Origin of the sequence: Citrobacter sp. Ca225, assembly GCF_030337175.1 — a bacterium.
Taxonomy (GTDB): domain Bacteria; phylum Pseudomonadota; class Gammaproteobacteria; order Enterobacterales; family Enterobacteriaceae; genus Citrobacter_A; species Citrobacter_A amalonaticus.
Genome location: NZ_JAOWCD010000068.1, coordinates 1 through 25,384 on the forward strand (window position 1 = coordinate 1; position 25,384 = coordinate 25,384).

General features: G+C 52.6%; 11 protein-coding genes and 2 pseudogenes. 8 read left to right on the forward strand and 5 right to left on the reverse strand.

Going from position 1 to position 25,384, the window contains the following annotated elements:
• Positions 1 to 148 precede the first annotated feature (148 nt).
• Positions 149 to 1,129, reverse strand: coding sequence for an IS5-like element ISEc68 family transposase (locus OGW13_RS10045; RefSeq protein ID WP_000082736.1), 981 nt, complete (start codon positions 1,127 to 1,129; stop codon positions 149 to 151).
• 68 nt (positions 1,130 to 1,197) lie between these two features.
• Between OGW13_RS10045 and OGW13_RS10050 the strand changes: the two are divergent.
• The 3 genes and pseudogenes from OGW13_RS10050 to OGW13_RS10060 all read left to right on the forward strand — a co-directional run.
• A pseudogene (locus OGW13_RS10050) lies at positions 1,198 to 2,484 on the forward strand (ShlB/FhaC/HecB family hemolysin secretion/activation protein); the annotation flags it as partial.
• A gap of 254 nt (positions 2,485 to 2,738) precedes the next feature.
• The gene (locus OGW13_RS10055; RefSeq protein ID WP_287116030.1) at positions 2,739 to 3,992 is read left to right on the forward strand and encodes an O-antigen ligase family protein; all 1,254 of its coding nucleotides are present in this window, start codon (positions 2,739 to 2,741) and stop codon (positions 3,990 to 3,992) included.
• A 174-nt stretch (positions 3,993 to 4,166) separates the two neighbouring features.
• Complete coding sequence (locus OGW13_RS10060; protein WP_287116031.1) at positions 4,167 to 4,304, forward strand: hypothetical protein; 138 nt, start codon at positions 4,167 to 4,169, stop codon at positions 4,302 to 4,304.
• A 638-nt stretch (positions 4,305 to 4,942) separates the two neighbouring features.
• Here the strand turns inward: OGW13_RS10060 and OGW13_RS10065 are convergent.
• Positions 4,943 to 5,976, reverse strand: a pseudogene (locus OGW13_RS10065) (IS481 family transposase).
• Positions 5,977 to 6,372: 396 nt separating this feature from the next.
• Between OGW13_RS10065 and OGW13_RS10070 the strand changes: the two are divergent.
• Complete coding sequence (locus OGW13_RS10070) at positions 6,373 to 6,981, forward strand: helix-turn-helix domain-containing protein (RefSeq protein ID WP_051642354.1); 609 nt, start codon at positions 6,373 to 6,375, stop codon at positions 6,979 to 6,981.
• Between the two features lie 66 nt (positions 6,982 to 7,047).
• Complete coding sequence (locus tag OGW13_RS10075) at positions 7,048 to 8,295, forward strand: mechanosensitive ion channel family protein (RefSeq protein ID WP_043001497.1); 1,248 nt, start codon at positions 7,048 to 7,050, stop codon at positions 8,293 to 8,295.
• A gap of 44 nt (positions 8,296 to 8,339) precedes the next feature.
• Here OGW13_RS10075 and pheP read toward each other — a convergent pair whose 3' ends face one another.
• The 3 genes from pheP to OGW13_RS10090 all read right to left on the reverse strand — a co-directional run bounded on the left by pheP (position 8,340) and on the right by OGW13_RS10090 (position 13,180).
• Positions 8,340 to 9,731, reverse strand: a complete 1,392-nt coding sequence (pheP, locus tag OGW13_RS10080) for a phenylalanine transporter (RefSeq protein ID WP_043001498.1) — start codon at positions 9,729 to 9,731, stop codon at positions 8,340 to 8,342.
• Positions 9,732 to 9,847: 116 nt separating this feature from the next.
• Positions 9,848 to 12,031 carry a TonB-dependent receptor gene (locus OGW13_RS10085; protein WP_287116034.1) on the reverse strand — a complete coding sequence of 728 codons (2,184 nt, stop codon included), beginning with the start codon at positions 12,029 to 12,031 and terminating at the stop codon, positions 9,848 to 9,850.
• A 63-nt stretch (positions 12,032 to 12,094) separates the two neighbouring features.
• The gene (locus OGW13_RS10090; RefSeq protein ID WP_287116035.1) at positions 12,095 to 13,180 is read right to left on the reverse strand and encodes a YncE family protein; all 1,086 of its coding nucleotides are present in this window, start codon (positions 13,178 to 13,180) and stop codon (positions 12,095 to 12,097) included.
• A 296-nt stretch (positions 13,181 to 13,476) separates the two neighbouring features.
• Here OGW13_RS10090 and OGW13_RS10095 point away from each other — a divergent pair, with 296 nt between their 5' ends.
• From OGW13_RS10095 to OGW13_RS10105, 3 genes are all read left to right on the forward strand, one after another.
• Positions 13,477 to 14,652, forward strand: a complete 1,176-nt coding sequence (locus OGW13_RS10095; protein ID WP_287116036.1) for a J domain-containing protein — start codon at positions 13,477 to 13,479, stop codon at positions 14,650 to 14,652.
• 552 nt (positions 14,653 to 15,204) lie between these two features.
• Positions 15,205 to 15,777 (forward strand): LuxR C-terminal-related transcriptional regulator, encoded by a 573-nt coding sequence (locus OGW13_RS10100; protein ID WP_287116037.1) that lies wholly within the window; start codon positions 15,205 to 15,207, stop codon positions 15,775 to 15,777.
• Between the two features lie 195 nt (positions 15,778 to 15,972).
• Entirely contained in the window at positions 15,973 to 25,287 is a 9,315-nt protein-coding gene (locus OGW13_RS10105; RefSeq protein WP_287116038.1) for an autotransporter outer membrane beta-barrel domain-containing protein, read from the forward strand.
• The last annotated feature ends 97 nt before the right edge of the window (positions 25,288 to 25,384 follow it).

Sequence of the window (25,384 nt, forward strand, 5' to 3'; positions counted from 1 at the left end):
GGAAGTTGCGATTAAGTGGTCCGCAGCTCCCGATATGACGCCCCAAACCGTCCTTTATCGACGTCCTGTGGCTCAATTTTCCAATTTTCAGCCCAAAATCGTCTCTTCGTGGCTGATTTTGGCCCTGTTTCAGGCTAATTTCCTCATTTCAGGTAGATCTCGCCTGTGCCCGTATCAATTGGTCAACTCGAACCAGGTTCGCCAGGGTGAATAACATCGCCAGTTGACTGTCATTTTTAGCCAGCCCCTTGTACCTGGCTTTGACGAAACCAAACTGACATTTTACTATCCGAAATGGATGCTCAACCTTCGCTCGGATACTCGCTTTCAGGTATTCGTAACGGATGGCCAGCTTGTTCTTGCGCGGGTGTTGCTTCAATGCATTCACTTTGCCGGGACGCTTGGCGATAAGCCAGTCTGCGCTGACATCGCTGAGCTCATCGCGCTTTTCGGCCCCCTGATAACCAGCATCGGCTGAGATAAATTCTTCATCGCCATGCAGTAACTTGCCAACCTGATTGAGGTCGTGCTCGTTAGCCGCCGTGGTCACCAGACTGTGGGTCAGGCCACTTTTGGCGTCCACGCCAATGTGCGCTTTCATGCCGAAGTACCACTGGTTACCTTTCTTGGTCTGGTGCATGTCTTCATCACGGCTGTTGTGTTTGTTTTTGGTAGAGCTGGGGGCTTGAATGATGGTGGCATCCACCAAGGTGCCCTGGGTCATTAGAACGCCACACTCTGCTAGCCAGTGATTAACGGTACTGAAGATTTTGCGGGCCAGTTCATGCTGCTCCAGCAAATGCCGGAAATTCATGATGGTAGTGCGGTCTGGAATGGCTTTATCCAGTGACAGGCGAGCAAATTGGCGCATGGAGGCGATTTCATAGAGGGCATCTTCCATGGCCTCATCGCTCAGGTTGTACCATTGCTGCATGCAGTGAATACGCAGCATGGTTTCCAGCGGATAGGGCCTGCGACCATTACCGGCCTTGGGATACACAGGCTCGATAACGCCAAGTAATTTGTCCCAGGGAAGCAAGTCATCCATTCTGCCAAGGAAAACTTCTTTGCGGGTCTGGCGGCGTTTACTGGAAAACTCACTGTCGGCAAAAGTCAGTTGCTGGCTCATCCGGTTACTCATTCTGGGTTCAGGTTACAACACGATGATCTCACATCTCGGACTTATTCGCACCTTCCTTAGTTCCAGACCAAAATTTAAAAGAGGGAACATTAACCCTGCGAATTTTGCCCGGTCGTATCAGTGAATGGCTGTTACAAAATCAGGAAGGCCGCACCGTTCATCGCTGGAATAACTTCCCGGAAGCTGAAGGCGACGTTCTTGATTTACGCGGTCTGGAACAGGGACTGGAAAATTTGCAGCGTATTCCCGGATCGCAGGCAAGTATTCATCTTGTTCCCGGTGAACATCCTGGCGATACTCGCGTAGAAGTCAGTCGCAGCCAGAATAAAGCATGGCGTCTGGGGACGTGGATGGATGACGCCGGAAGTAAAAAAACGGGGCGTTATGAAGGCGGTCTGGCCTTTTACCTTAATAACCCCACAACGCTGAATGACATTTTTTATGTTGCTTATGGCGGCGGTTTTAAAAATGAGTATGGACGTCGCAACGACAACACTTCCGCCTTCTACTCCGTCCCGTGGGGCTACTGGCTGCTTGAACTCTATGGCAGTAAATATCGCACGGTTCAGACAATCCATAGCGGTGATTACCACTATCAGTACAGCAGCAGTGAAAAATTACTGACTGCAGAAATCAAACGCGTTATCTACCGCAGCGCCAGCCAAAAAACAACGCTGGGTTTTAAAGGCATTAAACGTGATTCACACTATGACCTCAACGATGTTGAAGTGGAAGTACAGCGCCGGGACACCAGCAGCTGGCAACTCAACCTGGAACATTTAGCTTATCTGCCCTTTGGGCAACTCACCTCCCGACTGGGCTATCAACATGCCGCGCACTGGTTTGGCGAACAAGCCGATGCCGAAGAAATGGTAGGTAGTGCCGATCCCCTGGCACGCATTATTACCCTGAGCGTCGACGGCACATTTCCGTTTAAGGCAGGCGATCTGTCGATGAGCTATGAGCCGCATTTCATGCAGCAAACGTCACCGGATAAACTGACGCAGCCGGATAAATTTACTATCGGTAACCGCTGGACGGTACGTGGCTTCGACGGTGAATCCTCCATTTATGCTGATAAGGGTTGGTATCTGCGTAACGACATTAACCTGAATCTCCCCAGGTGGGGAATGCAGCCCTATCTTGGCTTTGATTACGGGGAAGTCAGCGGTTCGAAAAATGATTACTGGAGCGGCACACGCATCGCCGGTGCGGTTGCGGGTGTGCGAGGTGTTAAAGGCAACGTTGGCTATGATCTTTTCGCCGGCGTTCCGGTGATGAAACCTGATGATATGCAGACCAGTCCGTTTACACTTGGTTTTTCAGTGCAATGGCAATATTAAATCGATGCCTGAATGGATCAGTCTTAGAATGGACAGGACTTAAATAGCGCCATCTTGAGTGGGTAAATACAACATCGATTTACCCACTCAAGAATATTATGCCCGCCCGAATGCTCGCGTTTTGCAAATCTGGGGAAACCTTCACGTCTTCCCGCCTTGTGCCGCTTTTTTTATACTTCCTGCTCAGTTTTTACTGGTTAGTGCTGATACATATTCCCTGGCCAAACAGCGTCGATTACGGCATGAATTTACCGATGAACCTGCTATCGTGGGCTGCGATTTTGCTTCAGGCGCTGATCGTCCGGCTGTCGCTGCAAGCGGATAAAATACGTCTGACACCCACGTTTTTATGCCTGCTATTCAGTGCGATAGCATTTACGTTACCCGTCTTCTGGTCGCCTGATCAGGGACTCGCCATCGCTCTTCCTCGACTAACAGGGATCTGGGGAGGCGTGTTTACCTATCTCACCTTACTTCAGTACCCACCGCGGGAAAAAGAAATTGTTGCTCTGAGCTATATGATCGCTGCGGCAGCTTGCATTGAAACCGTTTATTCTCTGATGGGTTTCTGGTGCCCACAATGGCTTCCCTTCCCGCTTAACGCACTGGCTGAAAATTATTCCGGTGGCGCACCGGGTATTTTTCAACAGCGTAATGTCACCGCCACATTTCTGGCGACAGGTTTATCTCTTCTGCTGGTGTTGATGGCGGACAGGCAGCGAACGCTTAAATCGTTTCGTGCGGAAACTGCGCGGAGGTTCGCAATCTGTTTTGCAATTATCCTCATCTCTGCGACGCTAGTATTATGTCGTTCCCGAATTGGCTGGCTGGGCGGTCTGTGTGGAATTGCCTGCGCGTCGCTTCTTTTCTGTCAACAATGTTGGCGAGATAGAACCACGGCTTGCCAACGCCTTGCGATTATTTTCTTACCGTTCATCGGTGGTCTGTTGGGTTCGGTTTTGCTCCAGGGTTCCGTATTAAATTCGTTGGCTCATGAAGGGTCAAATCAACAACGACTCCTGACGCTGGAATACACCGTGCGCCTTATCATGACGCATCCCTGGAGAGGGATTGGTTTAGGCATGTTTGAATCGGTGTATCAAAATTTTATGGCCGATCTTCCTTTCGCGAATCCTGGCCGGGAAATGATGCAGCATCCACATAATGAGACGTTATTTATTCAGGCGGAAGGCGGAATTGTCGCCTTCCTGGGCGGGCTGATTCTTTTATGGGGTTGGATTATTTTATTTCTCCGCCCAAAAAGCTTGTGGCAGTGGGTGACACTGTTAACCACCCTACCGATTTTGTTACACACTCAGGTCGAGTTTCCTCTTTATTACTCCGTTGCGCACTTTTTTCTCATCCTGCTACTGATGAGTGCAACTGAAAGCCGTAAATCCACGTTCACCTTGCCGGTAAAATATCTGCGTCCAGCCCTGGCCGCGACCGCACTGTACGGTATTGTGCTGTCAATGCAGCTCTTTCGCGCCAGTGTGACACTGGGATAATTCGAAACGGGCCGACTTGAACCACAGGAAAGTATTCGTCAATTATCCGTTCCCTGGCTGATGCAAATACGCTGGTAGCGGGATCTCTCCCGCTTACATCTGATGCATTTTAATCAAAGCGGTAATATTAATGAGCTAGATTTATTTGCTCAGGAGAATGCCGAGTGGATCACAATGCATATGGAAGAAGATGCCTGGAGCGACCAGATTAATATTCTGATGTTTCTGCAAAAGCGGGAAGAGGCACTGGCGCTAAGGCTGCGGGCTCATCGCTTAATGCCATGGGATGAGCGCTTTAATCCGGGTGAGTAAAAATAAAAGAAGCTGGCATCATAGTCGGCTTCCTGCATCATTTCACTGATAAGTCAGGTTTAGCATTGCCGTGGCGTTGGCAGTAGCGGCTTTCACTTTATCTTTAGTCTGAATATCACTGACCGCAACTGTCGCCATCATCGTCGTTGATACAGTTGATTAAGAGTGACAATCTACGCTGGATTCATACACTGTCAGCGCCTGTCAGATAGGTTGATCGCGCTGTACAATTATCTGGGAGCGTTTATCTGTAACGAAGAATGGAATAAGTGCAGGTTATCGATATGGTCGCATAACAGTTTGTGGCACCCAAAAAGAGCATGTCCAACAGAAGGTTCATTCTTCGCCCCCAAACTGATTTTAAAATTGTGTACACACCGAACCTATCTACACACAGTTTTTATCAGGCATAGTTCACCACAAAGGTCACAGAAACATTTGCCCTTCCTGGCGTCACATCATCAACTACAGACTGATAACTCGCTGAAAATTTAAGTTCAACGGAGTCCTCACCTCCTTTTAAGGGGATGCCTTCAGAAGGTTTATCGGGGGGGAGTAATTTCCCCTTACTGTCATAAATTGTATTAGCTCAGACCTGATCTGACAGTTACCGGTTATTTATACAGGTATCTGTCAGATTACATCTGGTTTAAGTTTTTCTCAGCCCAGATGCGTTTTCCATCAAGTAATGTTTCCACTGGCGTCCGGCCACAGCACATTTTCCCTGATGAGTTCGCTCATTATTATAGTGAGCCAGCCATTCATCAAGATCCGATTGTAATGAAGCAAGATCACCATATAACTTTTTGCGGAACGTTACCTGATAAAACTCGTTCAGGATCGTTTTATGGAACCGCTCGCAGATACCATTGGTTTGCGGTGACATTGCCTTCGTTTTCGTATGCTCAATGTCATTTATCGCCAGATAAAGCTGGTAATCGTGCTGCTCCACTTTACCGCAGTATTCGGTGCCTCTGTCAGTATCCTCAGCATCGGCAGGCCATGAGACTCATAAAACGGCAGTACACGATCATTCAGTAAATCAGCCGCTGTAATCGGCGTTTTAGTGACATAGAGCTTGCAGTGGGCCACTTTCGAGTACGTATCAACGGACGTCTGCTGATAGATACGCCCGACGCCTTTCAGATTGCCCACATAGAACGTGTCCTGTGGCCCCAAATAACCCGGATGAGCGGTTTCAATCTCACCACAGGCCTCGTCATCGCTGGCTTTACGTTCCAGCGCGGCGATCTGGCTGTCGGTCAGTTCAATACCATGGCGGGCCATTTTCTCTTCCAGCGCATGCAGGCGTTTTTTGAAGTTCTCAAGGTTATGGCGTAACCAGACGGAACGGACACCACTGCCGGAGATAAAACGCCCTGTTTACGTAACTCGTTACTGGTCCGGTGCTGACCGTGAGCCAGGAATTCGACAGCATAATCAACAACGCTCGCTCAGTGGCATCATCGGTACGGTTCTTTAGGTTAGGAGCACGACGGCTACGATTTAGCAGTGCATCCACGCCACCTTCATCGGCCAGTTCGCGATAACGGTAAAATGTATCGCGCGAGACGCCCATGATTTTGCAGGCTTTCGACACGTTACTGAGTTCTTCAGCCAGATTGAGCAAACCGGCTTTGTGTTTGATGACGGGATTGGTAGTATGAAGCATGAGAGTTACCTCGTGTTTTGTATAAGGATTCGACACCCATATCAAAACCGGTAACTCTCAACCTTTCAAGGCCATGTGTCAGATCAAGTCGCGACTAATACAACTTACTTTTGTGAGAATTGATACTATTGAGTCAGCGCTGTCGGTTGCTTAACTCTGCAGCATGAATGCTGAGGTCAGTTATTTGCGACCTTTTAGACTCATAATCCGTACGTACAAATCCGTACGTACAGCACGTACTACGATCTGTGCAACTTTATCAATTTTAATTAGTTTCATGAATTATTCGCAGTCGTAACTTTAACGCCAAATAAGCTCTTACACTTTCCTCATATAATATTCACCTTATAATATAATATAATCTTCAGATACCTTAATTAGAATTGCTATGCCATTATGAAGCCAGACACTCATGTCATCAATATAATCAATGCCGTTTCCGACACTTCTCGCATTTTGCATGCCCGGGAGCGGCAAATCATATCTCTCGGACACCATGCCGAATCGATGACTTTTGTATTACATAAAGGCACGGTAAGTGTTTACCGTAGCCACGACCAACTACTACTTAAGCATCTTAAAGCACCTATGATTGTTGGCATGAACTCGTTAATGAATACGAATGCTGATTTCTTCTACAAAGCCAACGGGGAAATCCTTTTCGAAATCATTCCGACATTACACGTAATGAGTGTCATTGCGGAGAAAAACCTTTGGCAGGACGCATCCTATACCTATATGTATGCCATAGATAAACTTCTCGAAGCACATCGTACCTCTGCTGGCCTCTCAACCTACGAACTGATCCGCACCAATCTTATTGCATTGTTGGCAGAGAAAGAAGAACTGCGTCTTGCGGTTAACGCGAGTGACTACATCCAGGAAAAAACGCATCTTTCGCGTAGCCGCGTGATGAAGATTTTGAGCGACTTGCGGCTGGGTGGCCATATCGAGATGGCGCGCGGTATTCTTACTAAGATCAATCGTCTTCCCGAACAGTACTGACCTGGCTCATTTGCATAATTTCCTTACAGCAGTCATCATAGGTCACTGTTTAATAAAGGAGAGGTTATGCAGGAATTAATTACTCAGGTTGAGGATTTAGCGGGTATTGAAATGAATCACACCACCTCGCTGGTGATGATTTTCGGTATTATTTTTCTCACAGCCATCATTGTGCATATTATTTTGCACTGGGTGGTATTGCGCACCTTTGAAAGGCGCGCTGTTGCCAGCTCCCGTCTGTGGCTACAAATTATTACGCAGAATAAGTTATTTCACCGTCTGGCATTCACCCTGCAGGGTATTATCGTCAATATTCAGTCCGCACTGTGGTTGCAAAAAGGCAGCGAAGCCGCAGAGATTCTTACTGTCTGCGCACAATTGTGGATCATGATATATGCCCTGCTTTCATTATTTTCGTTACTCGATGTCATATTAAATCTGGCGCAAAAGTTCCCCTCTGCCTCTCAGCTTCCTCTCAAGGGGATATTTCAGGGTATAAAACTCATCGGCGCGATTATTGTCGGTATATTAATGATATCGCTATTAATCGGCCAATCGCCCGCGATTCTGATTAGCGGCCTGGGCGCAATGGCCGCCGTGCTGATGTTGGTATTTAAAGACCCGATTCTGGGGCTGGTTGCGGGCATTCAGCTTTCTGCTAACGACATGCTGAAACTGGGTGACTGGCTGGAGATGCCGAAATACGGTGCTGATGGCGCGGTCATTGATATTGGTCTGACGACGGTGAAAGTCCGCAACTGGGACAATACTATCACTACGATTCCGACCTGGTCGCTGGTCTCTGATTCGTTTAAAAACTGGAGCGGCATGTCGGCATCAGGTGGTCGGCGCATTAAACGCAGTATCAATATTGACGCCACCAGTATTCATTTTCTGGATGATGATGAAAAGCAGCAACTGTATAAAGCGCGCCTGCTGAAACCTTATCTGGAGACGCGCCATCAGGAGATAGATGAATGGAATCAACAACTGGATGCGCCGGAATCGGTATTGAACCATCGGCGGATGACCAATATTGGGACTTTTCGCGCCTACCTGAATGAATATCTGCGCAACCATCCACGCATTCGCAAAGATATGACCTTAATGGTACGTCAGCTGGCGCCAGACGATCACGGTCTCCCCCTCGAAATTTATGCTTTTACCAACACCGTCGTCTGGCTGGAATATGAAAGCATTCAGGCCGATATTTTCGACCATATTTTTGCTGTCGTAGACGAGTTTGGATTGCGCATTCACCAGTCACCTACGGGCAACGATATTCGCTCGCTGGCGGGAGTATTTCAACGATAACGCAAAAGCGCCGATCTCATTACGCGAATGAGATCGGCTTCCTCTCAGCGTACTTTGCGAGAAAGTTTAAACGCAACAAACAGGAAGATGACCCATACCGGCAGCAACATGGCTGACAAACGCATGTCGTCGATGGTGCACATCAGCACAAGGATCATCGCCAGGAAGGCGATGCAGATATAGTTTCCTGCCGGGTAGAGCAACGCTTTGAACTGGGTATCACGCCCTTTGCGACGCATCGCGGCACGAAAACGCAGATGCGCCAGACAAATCATGATCCAGTTCAACAGCAGCGTCGCCACCACCAATGCCATCAGCAGACCGAAGGCCTCTTTCGGCAGCAGGTAGTTGATGAGCACCACCAGCGAAGTGATCGCACCAGAGAGCAGTAATGAATTCACCGGCACGCCACGACGGCTGACACGGGTCAGAAACTTCGGTGCATTGCCCTGGACTGATAGACCAAACAGCATACGGCTGTTGGAGTAAACGCCGCTGTTATAAACCGACAAGGATGCCACCAGAATCACGAAGTTCAGCGCTGAAGCCACGACGTTACTGTTCAGATCGTGGAAAATCATCACGAACGGGCTGCTGTCGGATTTCACTTCCACCCACGGGTAGAGCGCCAGCAAAACCACCAGCGAACCGATGTAGAACAGCAGGATACGGTACACCACCTGATTAACCGCTTTCGGAATGCTTTTGTGCGGGTCACGCGCTTCCGCTGCGGTGATGCCGATAAGTTCCAGCCCACCGAAGGAGAACATGATCACCGCCAGCGACAGAATCAGCCCTTTCCAGCCCGTCGCCAGAAAACCACCATGCTGCCACAGGTTATCGATGGTCGCCCGCTCACCGCCGTTCCCCGAGAACAGCAGCCATAAACCAAAGCCGATCATGCCGATGATCGCCAGCACTTTGATGAGCGCAAACCAGAATTCGGTTTCACCGTACAGACGGACGTTCACCAGGTTGACTGCGTTAATGATGATAAAGAAGGACGCGGCCCAGACCCAAGTGGGAACCTCGGGTAACCAGTACTGCATGTAGATACCGGCGGCCGTCAGTTCAGCCATCCCGACCAGCACAAACATGACCCAGTAGTTCCAGCCTGACAGGAAGCCCGCAAACGGTCCCCAGTATTTATAGGCAAAGTGAGCGAAGGAACCCGATACCGGCTCTTCGACAACCATTTCGCCGAGCTGGCGCATGATCAGAAAGGCAATAACCCCGGCGATGCCGTAACCCAGCAGCACCGCTGGACCCGCCATCTGAATCGCGGGCCCGATGCCGAGAAACAGCCCGGTACCAATCGCGCCACCCAGGGCGATTAATTGAATATGTCGATTTTGCAAACCACGTTGCAGCGTCGGACTCTGTTCCGACGACGCTTCAAAACGGCCGTTGTCTGAAGCGGATGACGCATCTTTCACGCCCTACCCCTGTCTCTTTTTTAGAAGGGGCACGTTTTAACACTTCATGCTGGAGGTAGCAAGTTAAAGGCACTGGAATGGAGGGGGCATCCTTGCCCCTGATAACGAGGTGGAACTCAGAACTCGTAACCAACGGACACTTTAAAGGTGCGCGCTTCTCCCTGGGTGACGTACGTGCCGGAATCATCAACACTGGCCCAGTAGTTTTCGTTGGTAATGTTGTCGATGCCCGCGCGAACGGTCATCTGATTTTGGTTCTGGTTAAGCGCGAAGCGATAGCGCATACCCAGATCCAGAGTAGTGTAGCTGTCGAGCTTTTTGCTATTAGCCAGATCCGCATACTGAGAACCGGAATGGTTCACGCGCGCGGTAGCGGTCAGACCTTCAATCGGCTTGATGTCATACTCGGCACCCAGCACGGCGTAAAAATTCGGCACGCCGATCGCATCATTGCCCTGGTTCAAACCGTTGTTGGTTTTGGTCATCTCGGCTTGCAGCCAGGTGACGCTGGCGTTCAGACGCATGCCCAGCATCGGTTCGCCGAAGACGCTCAGCTCAACGCCACGGTTACGCTGCTCGGCATCCAGACCATAATGTTTGGTTTCACTGTCAAGAATTGCCGATGGCATCTTGATCTCAAACAGCGCCAGCGAGCCGCCAACACGCCCGAAGTCCGCCTTCACGCCCACTTCATTCTGCTTAGAATGGACGATACCGGTGCTCTGACCATAGTTGGTTGCCGTGTTGGGCGCTGCTTTACCCGGCTGTAACGCTTCAGTGTGGTTGGCGTAGAAAGATATCTCTTCCCAAGGCTTGTAGACGACGCCGTAAGTCGGCATCCAGCGGCTACCGTCAAAACCGTCGGCGGCGTTTTCCGCGCCGGTAATTTTGTCATAACCCCGAATCACCACTTTCTGATGGCGTGCCCCGACGGTAAATAGCAGTTTGTCATCCAGCACGCCCAACGTATCGCTTAGCAACCAGCCCTGAGTCCGGGTGCGCCCGCTGGTCAACGGATCGCTGTAGTTACCGCCTTTACCGTTCGAGTTAGTACTGGCCGGCGCGTCAACGCCGCGGTTGTGATAGATGTTGGTATACGGGTTATCCGCCGCTTTAGACATTTTCCACGCGATTTTTTCGTTTTTGCTTTGTGCCGAGTAGCCAACGTTCACCTTGTGCGAGACAAAGCCCGTAGCGAAATTGCCGCGAATTCCCGCCATGCCGCTGACCGTGTCGCTGATACGGTTGGTATCAAGACGACTGGCGGTGGCCGTCCCGCTCTTATCCAGCAGTTTCGGCGCGCTGTAGAGACCTTCCTCGTGCGCGTGCTGAGCGCCAAGTGCTGTGTAGGCAGTCCAGTTGTCAGTGATGTCGTATTCGCTACGCCACATGCCGAACTCGTTTTCAATGTCGCTATACGCCCATTTCTGCGAGAAGTTACGGTCATTTTTTGGCGGCGCGGGAACGAAATCGACCAGAGAAATGTTGACGCTGGTTGGGCTGCCGTGGAAGGTTTTTTTCTGATAACCCACGTCCAGTGAGGTGCGGAAGTTATCGCCTCTGTAGTCCAGACCGGTGGAGAGCAGCGTAGTACGACGGCGATCGTCCTGAATCCGGGTTTCGCCTTCACGGTGGACCAGATTCACCCGCGCACCAAACTGATCGTTGTCGCCAAAGCGACGACCGGCATCCAGCGTAGTGCCAATCTGTGAATCCGACGTGTAGTCCACGCCGACTTTAGCCTGCGGGATGTCGCCTGCATGTTTCGGTTCAAGGTTGATCATCCCGCCGACGGCAGAACTCGCGGCGCCGTTCATCAGGGCGTTTGCCCCTTTGAAGATTTCGATGCGATCCACCATCTGCGCATCCACCACCTGACGCGGCAGAACACCAGACAGCCCGCCAAAGGTCATATCATCGCCGTCAAATTTCAAACCACGAATGCGAAAGCTTTCCGCGCTGTTGCCGTAGCCCTGGACATACTGCACACCCGCATCGTTTGCCACGACGTCGGCGATGGTTTTCGCCTGTTGATCTTCAACCAGTTTAGAGGTGTAGCTGATGACATTGAACGGTACGTCCATCGCACTTTGTTGACCAAGCATGCCGAGTCTGCCGCCGTTGGCGACTTGTCCATCAAGAAACGCCGCCAGCGGCGTGTCGCCACCCGGTTTGAAATCATTTTGGGTTGTCGCCTGGACCACAATGGTGTCCTCCGCTTTTTTCGCGGTGTCTGCCGCCCAGGCCGAGCCAGAGATTGCGCCCATCGTCAGCGCCAGAATAGTTTTGGTGTTGTTCATGTGAATGCCATCAAAAAGAGTCAATGTGGCGGGGGACAACATCCGTCCCCCGACTGATTTTTATTATTTATTCAGCTCAATACGTACAACGCTGTCCGGCGCATTGGTTGAGTGGTCTTTATTAAATTTCTGTTTCACAGTGACATACAGCGTCTGGCCGTCAGCAGAGAGCAACAGGCTGTTTGGATTCGGCGGCAGGTCCCAGCTTTTTTTCACGCTGTAATCGCTCGCGTTGAGACTGAGCAGCTTCCCGGAATCACGCTGGGTGATGTAAATTTCGTTGCGTTTGGCGTTGAATGTCACCGCCAGAGAATCCCCAACGTCCAGTTGCTTCAGCACCTTGCCGGTGTGGATATCGAGCACCAGCGTGGTCTTCGCTTTGGCGTTATCGGTCACGAATAGACGTCCGGTTTGTGGGTCTTCCGCCATATTCAGCAACAGCGCCGGCTTGTCGCCCAGCGGCTTCCAGCGTTTCTCAACGTGCTGATTACGCGGGTTGATTACCAGGATTTCACCACCGCCATTCGCGGCGTAGATGCGCTGGGTCGTTTCGGAGTAGTGCAGACCGGTCATCCATTTGCCCGTATTTTTAATGCGCGTTTTCAGCTTCAGCGTTTCGGCATCAACCACCCAGATCACCGCAGGATCGGCGACCGCGCCGATATACAGCAGGCCGTTATGCAGCAACACCTGACGAGCGCCATACGGGAAACCTTCCGCGTTCCGCTCAGGAAACAGGACGCGATTTTTAACTTTGCCATCCGCAGTGTTCAACGCGCTCAGGCCTCCGTCCAGCGAGTTGGTGACGTACACCGTTTTGCCATCAGGCGAAATCGCCATACCAAAGTTTTTCAGATCCGTATGGCTGCGACCGATCGTCTTAAGGGTTTTGGCATCCAGTTTGTAGATCACTCCGCCCTGAACATCTTTAAAGCCTTCGGCACTGGCGACATACAACGCGTCCCCGGCAGGATTTAATGCCATCTCATACAGGCCATCCGCCAGATCGCGTTTTAACGTATCGGTCGCCACCGCGGGCGTCGCCGCTTTTTCAACGGTATTTGACGGTGTAGTAGTGGGCGTAGTGGTCGCGCAACCGCTTAATGCCGCCGCGATCAGCACGGCCAGCGCCGTAATATTTTTTTTCATCCTGGGTTCCTTACCAAAAAAGACACGCATTAAATAATAAAGAGAATGAGAACTATACTTATTCTCTTTTTCGAAGCAAGCGTCTTTCGCGCAAAAAATACCCTTAATGAAACAGAGGTTCGAATTGTGAGAGCTCAAACGAAAATGGCGAGTGAACGATAATTTCTGCGAATTATTCTGGACGAACAGGCCCCACAGGCCACAGAATGCGATTTGCACTTTTTTTATATTTTTCAAACGAATGACTTAACCTAAATATCGTCATTCATGTGTCGGTCACGCCAGGCAACGGTGTCATGAATAAAATCATCAAACGACTCGAAATCATTAAAAGCGCCATCGAACTTGAGGATGAGGAGATCATCCAGCAGCAGCTTGTGCATCTGCAGCGGGAATCTGGCGATCCTGTAATAACGGCAATTGCCCAGGCTATCGAGACGCGCCGCTTCAGTGATGCAATGCGTGAAATTGCTACCTGGCTACAAAATCAGCGCGCCATAACCAACTGGCAGGATCCGGCGATTGCCGCCAGCAAGCTGGAACTTAAGGCGCTGGAAAATCAGTTGCGTGAGCTGATTGACACCCGTAATACCCGCATTCAGATTCTGGATGAGTTTAACGACCAGTATCATCTGCGCCTCGGGCCATTAATGAGCCGTATTCTCGAGCTGCGTAAACAGCTCGCAGCCAGCGCCCTGCGTCGGCAGGAAGCAGAACGCAGACGTCGCGAGAAAGATTACCTCTCCTGTCAGCAGTACATCTCACTGGCGGTCGATCGGTTAGCCCAGCTTAAACAGCAATGGATGGGCATGGATTCAGCCTCTCGTGCCGCAGTCGACATCCGTCAGCGCATCCAACAGCAAACGGAGCTGATTACCGACCTGCTCGCCGAGATCCGTGAACTGGAAGCAGATTTTTCCCGCCAGGATGACAGCGACACGCGGCAGGCACAGGAAGAGGCTGCGCATGAATATGAGGAGTATCAGGAACAGCAGCAGGATGCTCAGCACCGTTTCGCACGCGGTCAGCGCCTTTCACCGGATGAGCGTAATGAGCTTAAGCGCCTGTGGCGTCAGGCCAGCCGTTTGTGTCACCCGGACGTTGTCGCTGATGAACTGAAAGAGAAAGCGCACCAGATGATGGTGCAGCTCAATCTGGCGCGGCAAAACGCCGATCTGGCGGCCATTCGCGCCCTGCTCACTCAGTTGCAAAGCGGTCTGGAGCCAATGATGGCCAGCGACCGGTTGAACAATCTCGACCATCTGCAGCAGAAAATCCAGCAGTTGCGGATCCAGATTGATGCGCTGATAAAAGAGATCGCCGGGCTGGAAGCAGAAAATGCCTGGCGTCTGGCGACCTCGGTTCGCGATAAAGAAGCGTACTTTTCAGAACAAGAACGCGCGCTGGCTGAGCTTCGCGATACGCTGGAGACCCAGGTTAAACATGTTGAACAGGATCTGCTGGCAGGTTAAGTTTTTTTGTAACAAAAGGGTGGCGAAGGAGTGCTGGCCAGTTGCCCGCCCATAAACAGCACAAAAATCAAAAATAACATTTAATAACGACAATTGAAAAACCAATAGAGTTTAATTCTACATAAGCATCAATAACCCAGACTTATTCACTTAAAATACGTTAACCTCAAGAGCATTACGCAGAGGGAGTGTTTTTACGGTGACATTACCCAGGAATATTCTTAACTCACGATTCCGCACATCATCACGTTTATCCCCTACCTCCACACCGCATGCCTTTACCTCCGATGGTCTCCGCTATTTTTAAGACTTTCCCGCAAACGCTCCATTATTTTCCCAGCCGTTTTCATCAATCCATAAGTGAAATCTATCAATCATTCTTCAGGAGGTGAAATAAACGATTTATCTTAAATTTTAACAAAGCGTAATATTTCAATTGAGAATAATCCCAATACAGGTTGTGGATTTAAACAGATTCCCAGGCTGGGAAAGAACCCTTTTTTACAATGTTAAAGAGGGGCAGGATGCTATTGCCGACTCAAGGAGAATTTAATGTCAAAAGCTATTTTTATGGGTGATGATTATTACACCTGGCTTGGCATGAAAAATATTCTGCGCGGCACATCACTCTATTATGGCATGCAATATTATGCAGCCAGTTCACCGCCCTCTTCTCTCCCGGTTGTTCAGAATAATGATTACCTCATTATTCATCCCGAAGAGACGGATATTCTGAAATACGCCAGCATCATTCGCCGTCTCTCCTCGCGTGCGTCATTGATGCTTTTTGTGCTGACGAATGTCGAAACCTTTGCGGTATTCCAGACCATTTGCGGCATGCAGATGCACTTTCTCGACCGCACATTGAGCCTTGACGCACTGCACGGCCAGGTGATTCAACTCATCAACTGCAAGAACACAAGTGTGAACCGACCGCTGGATAATGCCATGAGCGTTAATGAATTTAACGTCATGATGATGTATTCCCGTGGCTGGTCACTGTCCAGAATTGCCACTATTGCGCATAAAAGCGAAAAAACTATCGGTACCTATAAAAGCAATATTGCCAAAAAGCTAGGGCACAACAACACCCATCTGAAATATATATTCTCCCACTATCGCTAACAGCCTACTAAGGAAATACAACACGGACGACTGAACATTAATTAAGACGTTATCAATCACTAAAAATTATTCCGCCCTGCGGAAGGGACTCCTGTTTTCGAAATTTGACAACCCAGGCCAACTCATCGTGAGCCACCCCTAACCACAAACGCAACGTGTCAACCAACTAAAAACAGAAATGCAGACGAGGTTATTATGAATAAGGTTTACAACATAATATGGAATGCGACACTCGGGCTTTGGGTTGTCGCCTCCGAATTATCAAAAGGGAAGAAAAAAAGCAGCTCGCGTAAAACAGGACTGCGTGTTGTTTCCGGTTTATTTGCTGGCGTTTCTTTCACGGCCGCCGCCATACCGATCGTGACCGATGGCACACGCGATATCACCGTGGATTACCCGAATGTCATCTCCGCCGGTGTCCATCAGAACGTATTCAACTACGGTTTTTTATATGAAAACAAAAACAACGCCAGCGAACTGAATATCACCGGCGCAATCCCCAACATCGCCTACGGACAGACCGGCATTGTGGAATCGTCTACCATCCGGGATCTGTTGGAAAGCGGCAAAATTATTATTACCGCGACCAACCTCGCCCACGAGCAAAAATCTGTCACCACCATTGAAGAACTGGCGGAATACCTAAGTCATACACAGTCGTCTACGCCGCAGCAAAGCGTGGAATTTCAGGTGATTGACCCGGCCGATCCCGAAACAACCTCCACACTGAAGGTGTTTGATACCACAAGCCTGGCAAACTTTATTAGCGTTTCGCAGATTGGCGATGCAGTGCTCAACACGTTTGATGCCAATGTGTCGCAAATCTATAAGCAGTTTGGCTTTGCCCTTGCCAAAGATGGCGCAACCGCCAATCTCAATATTGGCGATAATTCACTGAACGTAAGAGAAAATGCTATCCGTCTGCTGGCAAAAGACTCTTCTCTGCTCAAAGCGCAAGACCCGAACAGCAAGGTCAACTGGCAATCCGATAACTATATCCAGTTTGGTGCTGCGCCAGTCGTTCCGAGCAAAATCTTTGCGGGTTCGAAACAGACCACCGTATTTGGCAAAGACATTACCTTAATGACCTACGGCTACGACGAAGAGGGGAATGTCGTTGAAACGGGTAACCGCACCTTTTCCATCAAAAACACGGCGGATCTGGCGAATTTCAACAACTGGCTGATTGGCGCCGGCAGTGAGAGCGCCAAAACACCCGACGGGCAAGATATCAGCCAGATCCAGCTATGGCTGGATTCTGGCGCTATCAGTAAAGTTTCTGACGCACAGACCTACTACGCGAGCCTGATCAACCAACTGCTGACCTCCAGCACCAATGCCGACCTGCTGACCTGGGATTACGATGTCTGGACTGACGGACAGGCGCACACCAATAACACCACAGCGGCCACTGGGGAACTGCATGCCATCTATGCTAACGGACAAGGTACCACCGGTACATTGGTTGCGGGCGCGACTCTGGCTGTCGATGGCAGTATCAATGGGGCAATGAAGGCCGATGGCGGTGGTTCTGTCGTCAATGAAGGCGCCCTGAACGTGCTGCGAACGTCTACCGGACAGGGGCTGGCGATTGGCATGTTGGCCAGTGATGCCAGCGCCATTAACCACGGCACGATCAACTCCGGTTTGTTTATCGATAAGGATGGGAATCGGAAGGTCAACAGTTACGGTGCCTACGGTATGCAGGGGCTGGGAAACAGCACCGTCGTGAACGAAGGGACCATTAACCAGGCCATCACGACCAACAACTACGGTACGGCGGCGGCGGCCGATCCGTGGTCAACGGATAAACCGGACAGTTCTCTGACGCTCGCTATCGGTATGCAGTTGTCCGATCAAACCAGCGGGATCAACAGGGGTGAGATTAACGTCGTGGACGGACGCAGTAACGACGACTCATTTGGTAAGGGAACGGCTTACGGCGTTGAAGTGTCCGGTGAGGCCACCTTCACAAACACCCTTGATGCCGCCATCTATCTTGGGCGTAACGCTAACGATCTCACACAGGATGTCGATATGGCAGGTGGCGCCAGCCCCAGCGCCGGGATCCTGACCCGCAGTTCAGGCGATGTCACCAATGACGGGACAATCACCCTTGGAACAGGCGTACGTAACGCGGCGGGGATCCTGGTTGGCAACGCCACCGGGAATGTGACCAACACCGGTAAAATCACCCTCAATGGCGACTCGTCGTCCGGCACCAGCCATAACTTCGGTATTTCCGTGCGCGACAGCGGCAGCGAAAACGGCCAGCAGATCCGTAACGACGGTGAGATTAACGTCAACGGCCACAACAACATCGGGATCCATCTGACCGCCAGTTCGAAGAACGCGCATGTGACATCCAGCAATACAGGGGCAATCACGGTCGCGGGCGACGGTGGCACGTCGAACCGTAACTATGCAATCTGGGCAGAAGGGAGTAACACTGCTCAGGCCACCGTTGACGTGTCTTCTTCGATCACACTCAAAGAAGTCGGCAATATTGGCGTTCATGTCCGCGATAATGCGGTGGCTAACGTTAACAGTACCAGCAGTCCGCTATTCAAAAATAGCGATCAAATTGGCTACTATCTGTACGGCAAAGGTGCGACCGCCAATATCGGCGAAGCCGTGATGAACGATAACGGTCAGGCGCGCACCACGTTGTTCCGCATTGCTAATGGCGCAAACTTTGCCGGCAATACGTTCGACCCGCTGACGCTCCAGCCATCTAAACTCGAGATGACCTTAACGGGCGAAAAATCGATTGGCGTCTTTGCGACCGGTAAAGGCAGCACCGTGGATACGGGTGAAGCGACATTTACGGTAAGCGGCGACGGCGCGGCGGCGCTGCTGCTCGAAGGGGGTGCAGAAGGCACCATCAGCGATAAGACTCTTATTGAACTGACCGGATCAAATACCACCGCCGGGATTGTCGATGGTCAGGCGCACCAGTTGAACGGTAATAAACAGAACGCCCCTGTTGAAACCATTCTTAACTCCAGCGCCATTATTAAATCCCTGGATACCGGGCTGAACGTCATCGCCTATGTGGCGAAGAATCTTGGCAACATTGTTCTGCAACAGGACGCGGTTATCGATCTCGCCAGTAAAGACAGTATCGGTGTCGACGTGCAGGAAGGAGGACGGTTAACCAACAACGCATCCCAGGCATTGCATGTCAGCAATGGGATTGGCGTTCGCGCCTCTGGCAAAGATGCGCAGATCAAAAAGCTGGGCGCCATTGTGGTCGATGACGGTACCGCAGGCGTGCTCCTGACCAATGGCGCAACGCTGAATATCACGACGGGAACCGGTGGAGTAGCCGATACCATTACGACCAACGGCACGGCGGATGGAATTCGCCTTGCCGCCGGTGCGGGGTCGCTGACCGCCAAAGGCGTCACTATTAGCGCATTAGGTAGCGGCGCAGGGATTCAAAACCATGCCGAAAGTTCGGATATCACGCTGAACAACGTCATGATTAACGCCAACGACGGTCCGGGGATCCGCACCAGCGTGGCGCTGAATGTGAAAAACGGCGCCAATAATCTACTCAACGTCACCGGTGCGGGTTCAGGTTTTGCCTTCATGAAAGAGAACGGCGACAACGCGACCGGCGATTTGGTTATCGGCACGGGTTACACCGTGCTGGTACACAACAATACCGGAAACGCCACGGGGAACGGGATTGATGCCCGCACTAACGGCAGACTGACCACCCGCGCCGATATTACCATTCAGGACGCGACGGGCGGCTCAGCGATCCTGGCAAAAGACGTTTCCGTCATCACCAACAGTGGCAAAGTCACCTCCAATAGCGTGAACGGTCCGGTGGTGGATGCTAGTGGCGACAGTAGCAAAACCATCACCAATACCGGGACGATCCTCGCCGCTACCGACAAGGATGTCGCGATTCAGTCTGGTAAAGGCAATGACACTATCAACATCAGCGGCGGCAATATGCGGGGCGTCATCAATACTGGCGCCGGTAGCGATCGTTTTATCTGGAACAGCGGAACGTTCGCCGGGGAGGTGAACTTCGCCGGGACAACCAACAACAAGGCCAACATCGGCAACGTATCGCTGGCGAACACGCGTCACATCACCACGCTCGCCGGTACGGGTAATGCCCTCACCTTCACCAATACCCGGGGTAATATCGGTACGCTGCTGGCGGATGACCTCAGTCTGGGAACCCACATCGGCAGTGGCTGGAATACCTTAACGCTGACGGGCGCACAGGCGGATATGCGCATTGTGGATAGCCTGACGCTGGCTGACGGCACCCTGGCTGTTAACAACGGCGCGACGCTGCGCACAGGTGACCATCGCGATGCCAGTAATACCAGCGCGACTATTGGCAATTACAGCATTACCACCAACGGTATAGCCAGCAACATCATCTTTGATACGCAGGGCAATGACGCTGACAGTCAGATTTATCAGGGCACCATCAGCGGTAGCGGCAACTTTGTCCGCGCAACGGGTGGCACGACGGTGTTCACTACCGACAATAGCTACAGCGGTTCTACGACGATCAAACAGGGCGGGATTTTACATCTTGGTCAGGGCGGTACAACGGGCGGTATCAACCCGGTTTCGCAGATCATTGATGACGGTATTCTGACCGTGAATCGCAGCAATAACGTCCTGCTTAACGGGGTGATTTCCGGTATCGGCGCGCTGGAGCAAATCGGTAAAGGTATTACCCGTTTAACCGGCGCCAACAGTTATAAAGGAGTGACTACCGTCGACAACGGCACACTGCTGGTCAATGGCGATCAGTCTGCCGCGACGGGCATGACAACCGTGAACGGCATTGCAACCCTGGGCGGCACCGGCACCCTCGGCGGTGACGTTGTGATGAATGACGCCACCACCCTTAGCGCAGGCGACGGCGGCGCGGGGACGCTGAAGATCAACGGGAGTCTGCAACTGGGCAGCAAAACCACCTCCGCGTTTGAACTGGGAGAAGCCTTCGTGCCCGGTGGCGCACAAAACGATCTGGTCGATGTCACCGGCAATCTACTGCTCGATGGCACGCTGAACGTCAGCCAAAGCACAGGCGGCACGTTTGGCCCAGGCGTCTATCGTCTCTATAACTACGGCGGCACCCTCGACAACCAGACGCTGGAATTAGGCGACGTTCCGGCGGGTCAGGATAAGCGCAATATTTTCGTCCAGACGGTGCTGGATAAGCAGGTCAACCTGGTTAACGCCAACGGCGTCACGCTGCAGTTCTGGGACGGCGCGCAGACGGGTGAAAACCACGGTAAAACCGGGATTGAAGGCAACGGTAAAATCGATGGTGGCGATGGCAAATGGATGGCTATCGGCAGCCTGGGCGATAACAACTGGACGCAGCAGGACGGTATCGGCAACGCGCCGTGGGCGCAAAAAGCCTTTGCGGTCTTTACCGGCAACGCCGGTACGGTCGAGGTCGATCAGAGCGCGGGCAACGTTCAGTTTTCCGGCGCGCAGTTTGACGCGGACGGCTATGTCATCAAAGGCGATGCGCTGAACGCATGGGAGACCACCGCAGGCAGCAATGAGCTGATGCTCCGCGTCGGTGCTGGTGGCGCAGGCGAAAACTTCACCGCAACGATCGAATCGACGATCCGCGAAGGCGACAGTACGGATAGCCTGACGCTGGTCAAGACTGACCAGGGGCGTCTGATCCTGAGCGGTGATAATACCTATCATGGCGGCACGCGCATAGACGGCGGTACGCTGCAAATCTCGGCGGATAACAACCTGGGCCAGTCCGGAACCGGCGTCACTATCAACAACGGCTCAACGTTCCAGCTGGGCGCGGATTTCACCACTCAGCGCACCCTCACCCTGGGGACGTCTGGCGCGGATGCGGTGTTCGATCTGAATTCGCACCACTTCTCCCCTGTCGGCGATATCACGGGCGCGGGTAACCTGAAAGTCACCAGCAGTACCCATGATGCGGCCAGCACGCTGTCGCTCGATCGGGCAAACCGCTATCAGGGTACGACGCTGATTGAAGGTACCGGACAAGCTCACAACGTTACGGTCAATGCCAGCCAGACGGGAACATTTGGTAGCAATGCCAGCAGCACGGTGAGCGTAACGAAAGGCGCGGCGCTGAACGTCAGCGGCGCGGCAACCAGTCTGCAATCCCTGACGATGGAGATTACCGACAGCCTGTTAACGCTAAAAGACACGGTCACTGCCGCCGACGCGACGCTGAATCTGAACGGCACCGCAAAGGCGCTGATTGCAGGCAATGCAACAGCCGGACAATCCACGATTAACGTTTCAGAAACGAGCACACTGGCGCTGGAAGAGGATGCCAGCGGCGGCAGCGCAACGGTCACCAACAGCGGGCTGATGTCCTTTGCCGATCGCGCACTGGCGGAAATGACCACGGTGAAAAACCTCTCCACCGGTAGAGTGGATATCAGCCATGTCGACAGAGCGACATCCGTCGGTTCGCTGTCCGGCGCGGGTAACGTTGAGCTGGGCGATAAAACCCTCTCCCTCGGTAATCTGGGTCTCAACGACACCATCAGCGGCATCATCAGCGGTGACAGCGGTAATCTGGTGAAAATCGGCGACGGCATACTGACCTTAACCGGCGACAACACCTGGACCGGCACCACATCGGTCGATGAGGGCGTACTGCTGGTCAACGGCAATCAGGCGGCGGCGACCGGTGACGTAACAGTCAAGGCAGGCGCGACGCTGGGCGGCAACGGCATTATTGGCGGCGCGGTAAATGTTGCGGATAACGGCCATATTACCGCCGGTTCCACACTGAACAGCGTCGGCAAACTGACCACCGGCGCTCTGACGCTGAATGACCTGTCGCAACTGGATTATCAGTTTGGCCAGGCATATACCCCGGGCGGTGCCTTCAACGACCTGATTAACGTCAACGGCGATCTGGTACTCGACGGCAAGCTCAACATTGAAACCTCACCCGGCGGCAGCTTTGATGTTGGCGTCTATCGCGTCATTAACTACTCCGGCACGCTGACCAACAACGTGATGGACATTGCCAACGCCCCAGCGGCGGCAGACAGTCTGTACGTTCAGACATCGGTTAACAATCAGGTCAATCTGGTGAACCACGGCGGTCTGACCCTGCGCTTCTGGGACGGCACCGGCGGTGAAAATGGCGAACTGAAAAACAACGGCGTGATCAACGGCGGCGATGGTATCTGGCAATCCAGCCACGGCAACGATAACTGGACCACCGATGAATCCACGCCAGAAGGCGCGCTGAACGCCCCGTTCACCGATGCCGCGTTCGCCGTTTTCCAGGGGGTGGCAGGCAATGTCACCGTGGATAACAGTCTGGGCGATGTGATCATCAGCGGCGCGCAGTTTGCCACCGATGGCTACCGCGTAGTGGGCGATGCCATCACCACCAACACTGCCAATACGCTGATTCGCGTCGGCGACGGCACCATCGATGGCGCAGGGTATATCGCCACCATCGACAGTGAGATCCGCGGCGCCGGTGGCGTCAATAAGAGCGACCTCGGCACGCTGATCCTGACCGGCGAGAACAGCTACAGCGGCGGTACAACGATTACGGCAGGGACACTACAGGTTTCCGGCGATAAAAACCTCGGCGCAGCCAATACCGGGATCACCTTTAACGGCGGCACGCTGAAGTATGGCGATGCGTTTAATACCGCCCGCCAGGTGACGCTGGAATCCGGCGGCGGGACCTTCGACACCAACGGCTTCAACGTCGAACTATTGACCGACGTTGAAGGCAGCGGCCAGTTAACGAAAACCGGTCAGGGTACGCTCATGCTCACGCTCGACACCTCCTACACTGGCGGCACCCACGTCGTGCAGGGCACGTTGCAGTTGGGTAATGGCGGTGAGATCGGCAGCGTACAGGGCGATATCATCGCTGACGGCATACTGGATGTGAAACGCTGCAACAGCTACACCCTGAGCGGCAATATCAGCGGCGAAGGACAGCTCCACCACACCGGTAGCGGCATCACCACGCTGGAAGGCGCGAACAGCTACAAAGGCGCAACGCTTGTCGCCAACGGGGTTCTGCAGGCCGGTGGCGCCAATACGTTGAGCGCAGCGTCCCATCACATTGTGGCGAGCGAAACCACGCTGAAAACGCAAGGCTACGACCAGACGGTCGCCGGATTAACCAACGGCGGCAATGTGTCGCTGACGGGGGCGGCGATCGGTTCCGCGTTGACGGTGAAAGGCGATTACAGCGGCAAAAACGGGACGCTTGAATTAGCCGCAGCGCAGAACAGCGGCGGTCAGGGCATTGCGGACCGGCTGGTGATCGATGGCGGTAAGGTCAGCGGCAGCACGCTGCTGAAAGTAGACGGTTCAGGGCTGGGTGCGCCGACGGTGGGAGACGGGATCGAAGTGGTGACGGCGAAAAACGGCGCCACCACCACGGCACAATCCACGCGTGACGGCTTCTATCTGGCGAATAACCGGATGTCTGCCGGGGCGTTTGAATACCAGTTGTATGCCGGCAACGCGAAAGGCCTGGGCGAAAACTGGTACCTGCGCAGTGAATACCGCCCGGAAACCATGCTCTACTCCGGTCTCGCCAGCGTAGTGCGTCAGGGCGACCTGAGCCTGTTAGGCAATATGCACCAGCGAATGGGGGACGACGTACGACCGGGTCTCGATGAAGACCACCGTGCATGGGCGAGAATGATTGGCTACTCCGCTAAAACCAAACTGGACGACATCACCGGCACGCAGACCACCAGCCACACGATGGGGATTCAGGCAGGGGTTGACCTTTACGCGGATACCAGCTGGAAAGCCGGTGTCTACACCAGCATTCTGGATATCGACAGCAGCGTCAAAGGCAGCCATGCGGGTAGCGCGGGTAAAGGCGGTAACATCGATGACAACGCGTTTTACCTGGGCGGTTATGCTACCTGGTTCTCCACCGATGGCATGTATGTGGATAACGTCCTGCAATACGGTAACCATGACGCTCGCCTGTCGGCATCCGGAAACAAAGGTTCCCATACCGTGAAAGGCCATACGCTGACCGCCTCGACGGAGATCGGCAAAGCGTTCCGCTTAGGAGCAAGCGCATGGAGTCTGGAACCCCAGGCACAGCTGATCTATCAGTACAGCGATTTTGATGACAGCACGCTGGGCGGCGCGACGAAGACGAAGGTCAGACTCGATACTGCCGATGCCTTTACCGCCCGTGTCGGGCTGCGACTGAAAGCTGACTATGACACCCGTCACGGTAAGATTCAGCCATATGGACGCGTCAACCTGTGGCAGGGACTGGGGTCAAAAGACAAAACCCACTTCAGCAATGCGGTTGCCACCACAACGCTGGAATCTTCGCAGCAGTACTCCAGCACCGAAGTGGCCGCAGGTCTGAGCTGGAGCATCGACCGCGATCTGCAGGTGTACGGCGAACTGGGAACGCAGTTCAACAACGGCGGGCATAAATCGCAGGTGGAAGCGCCAGTCAATGCCTCCATTGGCTTTAAAAAGTCGTTCTGACAACCGCTGAGGGAATCAGGCCGGGTGAAGGCAATGCCTCACCTGGCCTACGTTGTTCAGGATAGCTGTAGGCCTGATAAGCGAAGCGCCATCAGGC

Bases quoted from the DNA above. Each gene is read 5' to 3' on its own strand.
- OGW13_RS10055 (WP_287116030.1), top strand. From the start codon at position 2,739: ATGAACCTGCTATCGTGGGCTGCGATTTTGCTTCAGGCGCTGATCGTC.
- OGW13_RS10045 (WP_000082736.1), bottom strand. From the start codon at position 1,129: ATGAGCCAGCAACTGACTTTTGCCGACAGTGAGTTTTCCAGTAAACGC.
- OGW13_RS10060 (WP_287116031.1), top strand. From the start codon at position 4,167: ATGCATATGGAAGAAGATGCCTGGAGCGACCAGATTAATATTCTGATG.
- OGW13_RS10070 (WP_051642354.1), top strand. From the start codon at position 6,373: ATGAAGCCAGACACTCATGTCATCAATATAATCAATGCCGTTTCCGAC.
- OGW13_RS10100 (WP_287116037.1), top strand. From the start codon at position 15,205: ATGTCAAAAGCTATTTTTATGGGTGATGATTATTACACCTGGCTTGGC.
- OGW13_RS10105 (WP_287116038.1), top strand. From the start codon at position 15,973: ATGAATAAGGTTTACAACATAATATGGAATGCGACACTCGGGCTTTGG.
- OGW13_RS10075 (WP_043001497.1), top strand. From the start codon at position 7,048: ATGCAGGAATTAATTACTCAGGTTGAGGATTTAGCGGGTATTGAAATG.
- OGW13_RS10085 (WP_287116034.1), bottom strand. From the start codon at position 12,031: ATGAACAACACCAAAACTATTCTGGCGCTGACGATGGGCGCAATCTCT.
- OGW13_RS10095 (WP_287116036.1), top strand. From the start codon at position 13,477: ATGAATAAAATCATCAAACGACTCGAAATCATTAAAAGCGCCATCGAA.
- OGW13_RS10090 (WP_287116035.1), bottom strand. From the start codon at position 13,180: ATGAAAAAAAATATTACGGCGCTGGCCGTGCTGATCGCGGCGGCATTA.